This is a genomic window from Lysinibacillus sp. GW821-FHT14F06, from assembly GCF_058803665.1.
Genome location: NZ_JBXAPF010000004.1, coordinates 107,262 through 119,222 on the forward strand (window position 1 = coordinate 107,262; position 11,961 = coordinate 119,222).

General features: G+C 35.4%; 9 protein-coding genes. 6 read left to right on the forward strand and 3 right to left on the reverse strand.

Annotated features, from left to right (window positions below; all coding sequences use genetic code 11):
• The first annotated feature begins 63 nt into the window (after positions 1-63).
• The 4 genes from AC1RNS_RS05510 to AC1RNS_RS05525 all read left to right on the forward strand — a co-directional run bounded on the left by AC1RNS_RS05510 (position 64) and on the right by AC1RNS_RS05525 (position 4,903).
• The gene (locus AC1RNS_RS05510; protein ID WP_492991336.1) at positions 64-774 is read left to right on the forward strand and encodes a GNAT family N-acetyltransferase; all 711 of its coding nucleotides are present in this window, start codon (positions 64-66) and stop codon (positions 772-774) included.
• Positions 775-949: 175 nt separating this feature from the next.
• A complete protein-coding gene (locus AC1RNS_RS05515; protein WP_492991337.1) occupies positions 950-1,684 on the forward strand; it encodes a peptidoglycan recognition protein family protein in 735 nt (244 codons plus the stop codon).
• A gap of 732 nt (positions 1,685-2,416) precedes the next feature.
• Positions 2,417-3,931, forward strand: a complete 1,515-nt coding sequence (locus AC1RNS_RS05520; RefSeq protein WP_492991338.1) for a lmo1851 family serine protease — start codon at positions 2,417-2,419, stop codon at positions 3,929-3,931.
• Positions 3,932-4,000: 69 nt separating this feature from the next.
• Positions 4,001-4,903, forward strand: coding sequence for a CobW family GTP-binding protein (locus AC1RNS_RS05525; RefSeq protein ID WP_492991339.1), 903 nt, complete (start codon positions 4,001-4,003; stop codon positions 4,901-4,903).
• 7 nt (positions 4,904-4,910) lie between these two features.
• Here the strand turns inward: AC1RNS_RS05525 and AC1RNS_RS05530 are convergent, their stop codons facing one another.
• On the reverse strand, positions 4,911-5,135 hold the full coding sequence (locus AC1RNS_RS05530) for a hypothetical protein (protein WP_492991340.1): 225 nt from the start codon (positions 5,133-5,135) through the stop codon (positions 4,911-4,913).
• Between the two features lie 385 nt (positions 5,136-5,520).
• On the opposite strand from AC1RNS_RS05530, the gene AC1RNS_RS05535 reads away from it, so the two are divergent.
• The gene (locus AC1RNS_RS05535) at positions 5,521-6,210 is read left to right on the forward strand and encodes a CAP domain-containing protein (RefSeq protein ID WP_492991341.1); all 690 of its coding nucleotides are present in this window, start codon (positions 5,521-5,523) and stop codon (positions 6,208-6,210) included.
• Positions 6,211-6,497: 287 nt separating this feature from the next.
• Here the strand turns inward: AC1RNS_RS05535 and AC1RNS_RS05540 are convergent, their stop codons facing one another.
• Both AC1RNS_RS05540 and AC1RNS_RS05545 read right to left on the reverse strand, forming a co-directional pair.
• Positions 6,498-7,748 carry an MFS transporter gene (locus AC1RNS_RS05540; RefSeq protein WP_492991342.1) on the reverse strand — a complete coding sequence of 417 codons (1,251 nt, stop codon included), beginning with the start codon at positions 7,746-7,748 and terminating at the stop codon, positions 6,498-6,500.
• 32 nt (positions 7,749-7,780) lie between these two features.
• Positions 7,781-8,371: an ArsR/SmtB family transcription factor gene (locus AC1RNS_RS05545; protein ID WP_492991343.1), complete on the reverse strand. Its 591-nt coding sequence runs from the start codon at positions 8,369-8,371 to the stop codon at positions 7,781-7,783.
• Positions 8,372-8,792: 421 nt separating this feature from the next.
• Here AC1RNS_RS05545 and AC1RNS_RS05550 point away from each other — a divergent pair, with 421 nt between their 5' ends.
• The gene (locus AC1RNS_RS05550) at positions 8,793-11,750 is read left to right on the forward strand and encodes an EAL domain-containing protein (RefSeq protein ID WP_492991344.1); all 2,958 of its coding nucleotides are present in this window, start codon (positions 8,793-8,795) and stop codon (positions 11,748-11,750) included.
• Positions 11,751-11,961 lie beyond the last annotated feature (211 nt).

Sequence of the window (11,961 nt, forward strand, 5' to 3'; positions counted from 1 at the left end):
GCGAGCGACTAAACTTGAATTCATTGATTTAACTTATGAGCTATTAGAAGGTATAGGGAGTTATTGCCTAGAAGTAAAAAGAATTCCAAAGGCTATAGACAAAAGAATAATTGGCTTCAAAACAGCTTTGAGGAAGGCTTGAAATATGTCCAGATCTTTAAAAATAATAAGCAAGTTGGCTTTATTGAATATACAGCAGCTGAATATTCTTCAAGGGTTGTCTTTGCGAATGACTATTTAGTTATTCATTGCTTGTGGGTCACTGAAACTGGACAAGGCTATGGGACAGAACTTATTCAAAAATGTCTGACAGATGCAAAGAGGCTAGTCAAAAAAGGTGTGGTGGTTGTGACAAATTCGACGACATCGTGGACGCCTAGTAAAGAGATTTTTTTAAAAAATAACTTTCAATGTATTGATAGTGCTCCTTACGGTTTTGAATTACTTGCCTATTCATTTAGACAAGAATTGGAGCAACCTTATTTCCCAAAAGATTGGGAGGAGAGATTAAAAAGATTTAATCAGTTAACGATTTTGCGTTCCTTTCAATGTCCATATGTTGAAGTTGCCACAGAAAATATAGTTGAGGGGGCAACGGAATTAGATTTACCAGTGGAAGTAATTGATTTTAAGAATAGAGACCAGTTAATGACATTATCGCCAACGCCCTACGGTATTTTTTCTGTTATCTATAAGGGGCAGCTACTTACTTTTCACAGGCTAACAGTTCATTCTGTAGTCAAGAAATTAAAAGAGCTTAATTGTCATCATTAAGAAAACATATTTGGGATCATTTGCTATAGTTATTAATACTTATAAAAACACAATACAAGTAACTAAAGGTGCATAAAATAGTTTTAAATCGTCATTTATTTCTAGGATGATCTGTAGTTTTGATAGATGACGATACTAAACACGACGCCAAATAAAATGAAGGGAGGGGAAACCTTTGGTAACCATACGCCAGAAATTAGTGCCAATTTCTCTAGCTGTGAACATGACAAATGGCAAAAATAATTTAAAAAAATATATTGTTGTTCATGAAACAGATAATACCAATATTGGAGCTGATGCGGATGCACATGCACGCCTACAAATAAACGGCAATAGCAGACAAGCAAGTTGGCATTGGCAAGTTGATGATCAAGAGGCTGTACAATCATTCCAACATTTTTGGGAATGTTGGGGTGCAGGAACGTATAGTGGCAACAATCAAGGAATCCAAGTTGAAATATGTGTAAATAGTGATGGCGATTATGTAAAAGCGGTGCAAAATGCTGCTGCTCTTATCGCTAAAATTATTAAAGATGAAAATATAGCTATTGAAAACATTGTTCAGCATCATTATTTTAGCGGTAAAAATTGTCCTCGGAATATGCGTGCTGGAAAAGTTTCTTGGTCTCAATTTATAGAGATGATTAAAAAAGCTGGTAATACACAAAATCCACCTGTTGAAACATTAAAATATCGTATTTTAACAGGAACCTATAATACGTTTCAGGCGGCGGAAAGCGCAGCAAAGGTTATGAAACTTACTTTTGGCTGGCTTGTCTACATTGAGCAAGATGGTACAAAGTATCGTATTAAAACGGGAACTTTTACAGGAATGAATGCAGTAAAAACCGCAGAAAATAAAATAAAAACTGCAAGATTGGCGCAAGTTACGTATATAAAAGATGCTTAAGCATTAATTGAATTCTAATATTCTATGTGTATATAGTTGACTGCTTCTAAGAATCGAGTAAAATAGAAAAGCAGTACCATTATATACCTTAACTTAACAGAGGAGAGAGGTGTCTAGGTAAAGCCTCTAAAGACATCTTTCTCTATATGGTAACCAGAAGAAGTGTTTATCTTGATTCAGCAAATGTTTTTGTATCGAAAGCATAGCGACAGATACAGAATACTCTCACCTCTATAGGGTGGCGAGATGAATGCGATTATTTTTCTATTCAGTGGGCGTACAAATGCCGACTGAAATAGGGGAACTCAGGCTAAGAACTTCACTTCATGTGAAAACGCCTGAGTGACCAACATCATGTTGCTGCCGCTGCGTTAGCACTACGCTTTCGCACAAAAAACATCTGTTGGCCCAAAGCCCCTGGCGGATGTCACGGATTTTGAAGAGGAGCTTTTCGAGCGAGCTCGAAAAAAATCCGGACACATTGTTTATCTGTGCGAAAGCGAAGCGACAGCAACAAATGTTTTCTGTAGCAAAAGCATAGCGGCAGCTACAATTACGCTAGGGCGCAATTGATACATAATTGTAAGCAGCTGAAGCTATTGGGGAATAGTTGACGGACAAGAATTGGCGTGAATTTTGACTGTCTTTTTCTTTTCGTCTTCTCTATAACCTGTTAAGATGGTAATAGTGTGTGACAACAAGTTAGTGTATATGAGAGTGGTGACAATCAAGATGGATGAACAGAAAAAAGATAGTATAGAACAGCAGGAAGAACAAACCCAGAACGAAGTAAAACCAGCAGGACAATTTATACAATTAAAACCGTTTAAATTTATCATGCTGATGTTCTTTACAATCCTTATTACTGCAGGCTTAACGATTTTCGCATTAACGTTCGGCGAGAAGAAAGTAGTGGAAGTAAAAGTACCGATTGAACGTGCGGAATTTACAAAGCTATATGAGGCCTTTGATTTACTTAAGAAAAATTATTATAAAGATATTGATGATGAAAAAGTAGTCAATGGTGCTATTAATGGCATGTTTGATGCGTTAGATGATCCATATTCTGATTTTATGGTGAAAGAAGAAGCAGACCAATTTAATTCTGGCTTATCTTCTAGCTTCCAAGGAATTGGTGCGGAAATTCAAGAACGTAACGGCTTTATTACAGTTGTGTCACCTATCAAAAATTCTCCAGCTGAAAAGGCAGGACTATTACCAAAAGATATAATTTTAACGGTAGATGGGAAAAGCATTCAAGGATTTAGTGCTTCTGAGGCTGTCGCCCTTATTCGTGGTGAAAAAGGGACACCTGTGAAATTAACTGTAAAACGTGGCAACAATACGGAGCCTATAACAATGACAATTATTCGTGATGATATTCCAGTTGAAACCGTGTACGGTGAGATGCTTGATGGTAATATTGCACATATCCAAATAACTTCATTTAGTCAAAACACAGCTAAAGAGCTTGAAAAAATACTTGCTGAGTATAAAGGGAAAGATATGAAGGGAATTGTCTTAGATTTACGTCAAAACCCTGGCGGTTACCTAGAGGCCGCAATAGAAATTTCTAATTTATTTGTACCAGAGGGTAAACCAATTGTTCAAGTACAACAAAAAGACGAGGAGCCAAAAATCACAAATGCTATTGCAGGGGAGAAATACAATCTACCTGTAACCGTACTTGTCGATAATGGTAGTGCATCAGCATCTGAAATTTTAGCAGGTGCTTTAAAGGAATCTATTGGTGCTAAAGTTGTTGGTGAGACATCTTTCGGTAAAGGAACTGTGCAAAATATTACACCACTAAAAGATGGTTCAAATCTTAAATTTACAACAGGCAAATGGCTAACACCAAATGGTAACTGGATTAACGAAAAAGGTATTGCGCCAGATGTAAAAGTACCATATCCGTCCTATGCATCATTACCATATCTCGATCCAGCTCTTGAAATGAAAGAGGGCTTACAGTCTGACTCTATAAAAGCGGCAGAAGAGATGTTAGAGGTTCTTGGATACGAGCCTGGTAAAGTAGATGGTAATTTCGATCAATATACAGAACGAGCAGTGAAAAAACTGCAAGATAAAAATGGACTGGATGAAACGGGCATTTTAACTGGAGATACGACGTATGCTTTAATGGATGCATTACGTGCAAAAATAAAAGCAGATGATCCTCAATTGTTAAAAGCAAAAGAACTGCTTACTGGATCACCAGCAAAAACTGAGGAAACTACAAACTAAAGAAGTAGCTGTCGCAGCATTCGTTATAAACGATCTGTGCGACAGCTTTTTTTATAGGAGGTAAAGATTGTGAAGGACGTTTATTTATTTAGTGGTTTTTTAGGTAGTGGAAAAACTTCTATGCTCACTGATGTAATACGACAATTGAAGGAAAAAAACTTAAAGCCAGCAGTTATAATGAATGAACTTGGGAAGCTGCCATTTGATTCACAGGCTGTTGAAAAGGATATTCCGTTGAAAGAGATGCTAGAGGGCTGTATCTGCTGTTCTGGTGCGGAAAAAACAGAAGCACAAATTCAATCACTATTAATGGATAGTGAGTTTGATGTACTGATTATTGAAACAACAGGTGCTGCACATCCTGTAGAAGCATTAGATGCCGTCTATTCGCCGTTATTTGCAGAAAAATTGAATGTGAAGGGAATTGTCACTGTGGCAGATTCAAAGCTTTGGTTGAATCGTGAGACGTTAACACCACAAGTGCGCTCTTTATTTATGGAGCAAATCCGTCATGCTCATCTATTATTGGCCAATAAAATGGATTTATTAACAGAGGCGGAGCAGGCTCGTGTAATTTATGAGTTACAGGGCTATAATCCACATGCTTTTATTTTACAAACAACAAATGGCCGAGTACCGTTACGACTTTTAGAAGATTTAAAGGCAACTGCACAAGTGGACAAAAGTGATATCGTGAAATCACCAATTGCATCCATGCATCTGGGGTCAAGATTAGTTGAATTTAAGGATATAGATTTTACGCAAGAACATTTTGAGAATTGGGTACGTTCATTACCTGATACGGTCTATCGTATGAAAGGGTACGTACCAATTGAAGGTATAAGAAACCCCATGTTATTTCAATATGCATATGGAATGGTCCAATGGCTGCCTGAATACGTAAAAATGCCAGCAAAATTAGTTATCATTGGAGAAAATGTAGGGGATGTAAACGTCATTGGTATTCATTAAACAAGTATCAATGACGTCCCAGCGTAATTGTAGCTGCCGCTATGCTTTCGTTACTGAAAACATTTGTTGCTGTCGCTTCGCTTTTGCACAGGTAAACAATGCGTCCGGATATTTCAAAATCCGTGACTTCCGTCATGGACTTTGAGCTAATGTGATGTTGGTCACTCAGTGTATGTTGCTGTCTCAGCGCTTTCACACAGTAAAGATTTGCTAAATCAAGATAAAAAATCATATCTGCCGCTTCCTGTTAAAATAGACATGTTGTAATTGTCTTTCTTTTAGCAAGAATGGCAGTTTTTTTGCGTCAGATAACGATAGATCCTACTATCTTCATCCATTTTCTATTAATCAAAGAGAATATTTTCGATAAAATTTCTAGGATTTTGAATAGCAATCCGTTATTAAAATATTGAAAATATTCGCTAGCTTTTGAGAGGTGTCAACCCAATTTAAAACGTAAGTATTTCATAGATTGGTGAAACCTGCTAAAAATTATGACAAAAAAACCCCTGTTTTACGCGAATTCTTTGCTTCGATGGTGACCTTAGCAGATGTTGGTAAGAAATTAAATAAAATCATCATTTACGATAAGTGGCAGAGAAGGAGGAATTGCAAAAATGAAAAAAACACTAACTGCAATTTGTGCAACATTTTTATTAGCAGCTCCAATTCAAATGGCTTCCGCTGCAGAAAATACTACAGAGGGGAACACAACTACAGACTGTAATAAAGTTGTTTATTCTTATAAATGGTCAAATCAGTGGTCAAATCATAAGTGGGTAGTTAAACAACCACAAACACAAGCACCATCAAAAGAAGTACAAGTACCAGAAAATAATCAAACAACAAATAACAATACACAAACGACTCAAAAAGATAATACAACTACTAAACCCGCTCAAACTACACCATCAACAACTACTTCAGATGTGAATGCTTTTGAACAAGAAGTTGTAAAATTAACGAATGCTGAACGTACAAAAGCCGGTCTAGCACCATTTAAAACAGATGATAAATTGATGGCAGCTGCTCGTGAAAAATCACAAGATATGCAATCTAAAAAATATTTTTCACATACAAGCCCAACTTTTGGTTCACCATTTGATCGTATGAAAGCTTTAGGTATTACGTATAAGAGTGCAGGTGAAAATATTGCACAAGGTCAACGTACACCTCAAGAAGTCGTACAAGCTTGGATGGATTCACCAGGTCACCGTGCGAATATCTTAAATGGTAGCTTTACACATATTGGTGTTGGTTATGTGAAAACAGGTAACTACTGGACACAACAATTTATTCAAAAATAATCGTATAAATTGAATAGCTTCATAGTATAAAAGGATGTCCACTTAGTCATTAAAGGCTTAGTGGACATCTTTTTTATATTCATATTAGATGCGCGAAACTATTTCAGTGCCCTCGACACAAATCCCAAAGAGTCGCCCAGTCTCCACTCCAATCAACCATTTCATATAGCATGAGCCTACTGGCATATCACTCTTATTTACAGTAATTAAAGCATTAAAGCAAGGCTAGGAATTAGCTCAACGCTAATCTGGAGCGGAAATTGAAATTCCACTACATTTGACCACTTTTAATCAACACTTTTAATAACGTTTGGCTTAAATATATACAACAAAGATATACATATAATTAGACATCCGCAATACAACATTATACTGGAGATAGTCAATTCCATAACAAGGGCAATAGAAACAAAAGCATAGGAGAGTGGGACAAGTCCATTCGAAAATGCGTTAACGAGGCTCATCACTCTGCCAATTCTATCTTCTTGGCTCTTTTCTTGAATGATTGAAATTAGTGATACATTGATGATAGAAGAAAGTATCCCCATGATTGATAATAAAAAAATACCTTGCCAAAGAAAATGAATGTATCCAAGTAAGGATAAACAAATTCCAAGGACGTTGATAATTATTAAGATCGATAAACCTCTTTTTTTTCTGAAATTAACTATTCCTACTGTTACCGCCCCTGCCAGCATTCCTCCCTGATACGAACTCTGTAAAAAGCTTAAATGCAATGCTTCTCCATGAAGTACATTATTAATTATAAGAGGAATCCCCATTTGAAGAGGACCAAAGAAGAAGAAATTAACGATTATAAGAATTATGAGCATGTTTTTCAGAAATGACATATTCCAAACATACTTTAGCCCATCTAATAGTTCGCCTTTAGTAGAACTATTATTTGAGGGAGCCTGCTTTTTTTGCTCACCAATACAATATGAAAATAGGAAGGTCATGAACAAAAATGCTGCAATAATTGAAAATAAAAGACTAAACGATCCTTTAGATAAAATCAATCCGCCTATCATAGGTCCAGAAAACATGGCAATCTGATTTGAGCTTTGTATAAATGAATTAGCTTTTGTTATTAAACTGTTCGGCACTAACAAAGGCAGCAGTGACGTATTGGCTGGGGAAAAGAAGGCATCTACAATTCCAAATAATATGGCAAAACCAATAAGCGACCAAATTTCAAGGATGCTCATTTGAAGGAAGAAAATCATAACAATAACTATGACGCATCGGATAAGGCTTGAAACAAGCATAATACGTGACCTTCTATACCGGTCTGCCCAAACCCCTCCAACAGTCATAAAGAGAACGCGAAAAATCATCGTTATCATCAAAACTATTCCAAGTGCCGATTCCATTTTCAAGACAGTGATAATATACCATTGTTCAGCAAATAAATAGCTAGATAAAGCCACAAAAGAGGTTGTACTTGATAGCCATAGAAATATAAAAGAGCGATTTTTCAATAGAGATGAAGATTTTTCTTCCTCCGGGGGTGACCAAAGTACTTCCTGATTACTCAATCCAATCCCTCCATTACAAAAATAATATAACCTTAATTCTTTTTCGTAAAAATAGGCTCTTCAATTTGAAACGCAGTCGTCATTAAATAATAATGTTGTTTTTCTTCTTCAGTGTTATCGCTAATTAAATCTTCTAGAAGAGCTCTATATTTTTTGGTGAATTCCAGGAACTTTTCTTGGCTCACTGTAAATTCATTTTGGAGGGATAGATTGTTCCATTCTTCAACATTTGAAGAATGTAATTTGAATGTTTCATCAGGTGCGGTTAACACACGCGTTTTAGCACGACTTAACACTTCTAAAAATGATTGTCTTGTAGCTTCTTTAGACTCAACATAATTAAGCAAATGGTCTGCAGGGATAAACCCTCTTGCTATTGCTTGATAGTACTTTAATAAATTTCCTCCTCGTTCTTCGGTTCTTACTAGCTTTATTATTCCATATTTATCCAATTCACGAATATGATAGAGAATCTTGGCTCTGGACAGGTTAAGTTCATTGGCTAGCATGTGTACTGTATAGGGCTGTTCGACCAAATACATAAGCATCTTTGTTCTAAGTGGGTCACTTATAGCTTTTAATTGTTCATAAGTTTCAATAATTGAAATAGACTTTTGCTTCATGTGATAATCTCCTTTTTAACCGGTTAATAAATGTTAACTGCATTATAGACTGTAAAAAAACATATGTAAATCATTTTTTGGTAATTTTATTTTTAATTGGCTCATCACCAAAAGTTGTGGATGACATTTGTTAAAATGTTTGCCATTTGTAAAAGTTGATTAACGTCACAGATGAGACTGAGAATGATAACGTTAGGAGAAAAAACAGGTCCATTAGAAAGAATAGGGGAATGTTGATGGACACTTGGGTGGTTTATTACTTCTACAATGTTAGTATGTTTTGTTTAACTATCCGAAAATCATGTTCATGTTTCTTCATAGAGGCTATAATCTGTAATTAGGAGGTTTTAACTAGTTTTTATAATTGTTTTTAGGGAATTATTCTTATGATAGGTGAAAAAAGCTGAAAGAGGTGAATTGTATGAAGAAAAATAATTTATTAAAACAATTCTTTTTGAAGGATGAAAATAGTCATCAGCTAGCATTAGAGCCTGTTCACAATACTATTTTATTTGAATATGCCCTGTCTTTAGCAAAATATCATCCCGATATGATTATCGTCTTTTCGTCAGATGGTGAAATTATTTATATAAATAAAGAAGAACTCTATCAAATTTTACATTATCGACCTCGGCATTCTGAAGATTTTAAAAAAATTTTCCCGGAAGAAAATTATAAACGTTTAAAGAGAGCGTTCCATCAAACTTTACGTGGTAAGAGTGAAAAGCTTGAAATTGAAATGTTACAGCAGGATGGTGGCTATAAGACGCTATCTTTAACATTCATCCCGATTAAAATTGACAATCATAGATCTGAGGGTATCTATTTAATCATTGAAGATATAACGAGACTTACAGAATTAAAAAATCAATTTTTTTTACACGAAAAGCATTTAAATGATGCCCAGCATATAGCAGAGGCAGGTAGTTGGGAATATTTTATAAAACAGGACAAGTTGTATTGTTCAGATAATTTTTACCGTATTTTTGGTTTTGATCAATCTTCTGAAGATGGGATTGATAAGCCATTTCAATTTATACATCCGCATGATTATGAAAGTACGTATCAAACTTTTCAGCAATCTTTAAGACAAGAGAAATTTGACAGTGAGTTTCGGATTTATCATGGCAAAACAAATGAATTACGTTATTTAAAAGCTGTTGCAGAGGTTATTTGGAAAAATAATGAGCCTTTTAAAATGGTTGGTGTTGTTAAGGACAATACAGCCTTTAAAGAACTCGAACAAGCATTAAAGGATAATATTGAAAGCTATCGTTATATTTTTGACAATTTAGATGCAGGTATTTGGATGAGAGATTCGATAAGAGGTAAGATACTATATGCGTCACAAGGATTAGAAAATATATTAGGCATACCGTTAAAAACATTATACGAAGACTCAGAAGCATGGATTAAACGAATACACCCTGCACATCTACAGGAGGTATTAGAATATACAGAGTATTTAGCTTTAGGGAAAAGTTATCAGGTAATCTATCGTTTATTTTATAGAGACGGTTCTACAAAGTGGCTGTTAGAGCAAATTGTACCGCGACTTAACGAGGATGGAGAGGTTAATCATATTTTTGGCTTAGTCACAGATATAACAGCAGAAATTGAACGTGAAGAAAAATTGAATTTTTTAGTTCATTATGATGAATTGACGGGTTTACCTAATCATTTAAGCTTATATGAAAAAATGGATAGCTTTTGTCATAGTATGGATCCTTTTGCAGTGCTTTATATTGATATCAATCGCTTTCATGTTATTAATCAGGCTCTGGGCTTTCAAATTGGGGATGAAGTGTTACAATTCATTGCCAAGCGGTTGAGTTCTCTTATCCCTGAGAATGGCTTTATCGCAAGATTAAATAGCAATTATTTTATTATCCTTATTAAAAAATATAGTAGTAAAAATAATATTTACGCCCTAGCAAATCGTATTTTAAAATCCTTTGAAGCTATGACCATTGTCAGAGATTATGAGCTCCATATTTCAGCAAGTATTGGCATCACCTTCTATCCAGAGGAAGGTTTGAATAGAGTTACCCTATTAGAAAACGCCTATTCTGCACTATGCTATGCGAAACAGAGAGGACGAAATAATTATTACGTCTATTCCATCTCTGATGATATTAGCTCCTATAAACAATTTGTACTTGATCGTGATATGCATCATGTCCTTCTAAACGAGGAATTTGAGCTTTATTTTCAACCATTAGTGGAGCCACAGAAGGGGAATATTTATGGGGCAGAAGCTTTAATTCGTTGGCACCATAATGAATGGGGCGTTGTCTCACCAGGCGAATTTATTCCACTGGCTGAAGAAAATCATATGATCCATACAATAGCAGATTGGGTGATTCGAAAGGCTTGTGCGTCTTTGAAAGAATGGCGTGAACGCGGTCATGTATTACGTACAATTGTTATTAATATTTCACCAGTCCGCTTCATGAAAAAAGGGTTTGTTGAGCTAATAAAAGAGCAATTAGCATTGAATGATATTTCAGCGGGCTATTTAGAATTAGAAATAACTGAGGGCACCTTATTAAAAAATAGCACGAGTGTCCTGACCACGCTATTAGAATTACAAAAGCTTGGTGTGAAAATTGCTATAGATGATTTTGGAACTGGCTATTCCTCACTTGACTCATTAAGAACATTCAAACCAACATCTATCAAAATTAATCGAGCTTTTATCCGCAATATCCATCATGATCATAAAATAGATAATGGTTTAGTGTCTTCCACAATATATTTAGCCAAAATGCTTGAAATGAAAGTAGTGGCGGAAGGGGTAGACAACTATGAGCAATACCTGTTTTTAAAGCAGCAGGAATGTGATGTTGTTCAAGGCAATATTTTTTCAAAGCCAGTTTCTGCAGCTATCTTTGAGAAAATGCTTCAAAAGGGTTTTTTAACACCTCAAATCACAAAGGAGAACAAGAAACCAATTGTGGAGCGACGAGCTTATTATCGATTTAATTTTCCTGCCTTTGTGATGGGAACGATGACAATTATCAAGATCAATCAGAAGAAGGTAGACATTGGAAACACACCGATTCTAATCGAGAATATTAGTTTAGGCGGCATGAAAATCCGTTCTTCATTAAAATTACCGATAAATAGTAGGATGACATTTAAATTTAGTTTTGTATTAATGAAGCAATCCTTTGAGCTAAAAGGCACTTTACGATGGACACTTGAGGAAAATTTTGAAGTGTACTCTTATGGTGTGGCGTTTAAAATAAAGCAGGAAGAGGAGGGGAGATTAGCTCCTATCATAAATCGTATGACGACCTTGCACAATAATCATGAAAAAATACAGGATACACCATTTACCTTTGAAGATATAGAAGCTTTTTTTAAAAAACGATAGAGTCTGCTTAAAAGCTCCAATTTTGATAAGAGGGCACTGAAGAAGTCGATTTGTCACAAAAAATGTGATGTAAATTGGCTTTTTTAGTGCCTTCTGTTGATTATCTTCTTCTTAGAGAATAACACTTAGATGTACTACTTAAACGATTCTGCGTGCTTTCTTGTGTATGGCTTTTCCCATATGATGTAAAGAATTAAACTTATTTGTTGCT

What these genes read in the sequence shown, in the direction of transcription:
- AC1RNS_RS05520 (WP_492991338.1), top strand. Translation starts at nt 2,417, where the DNA reads ATGGATGAACAGAAAAAAGATAGTATAGAACAGCAGGAAGAACAAACC.
- AC1RNS_RS05530 (WP_492991340.1), bottom strand. Translation starts at nt 5,135, where the DNA reads ATGATTTTTTATCTTGATTTAGCAAATCTTTACTGTGTGAAAGCGCTG.
- AC1RNS_RS05535 (WP_492991341.1), top strand. Translation starts at nt 5,521, where the DNA reads ATGAAAAAAACACTAACTGCAATTTGTGCAACATTTTTATTAGCAGCT.
- AC1RNS_RS05545 (WP_492991343.1), bottom strand. Translation starts at nt 8,371, where the DNA reads ATGAAGCAAAAGTCTATTTCAATTATTGAAACTTATGAACAATTAAAA.
- AC1RNS_RS05550 (WP_492991344.1), top strand. Translation starts at nt 8,793, where the DNA reads ATGAAGAAAAATAATTTATTAAAACAATTCTTTTTGAAGGATGAAAAT.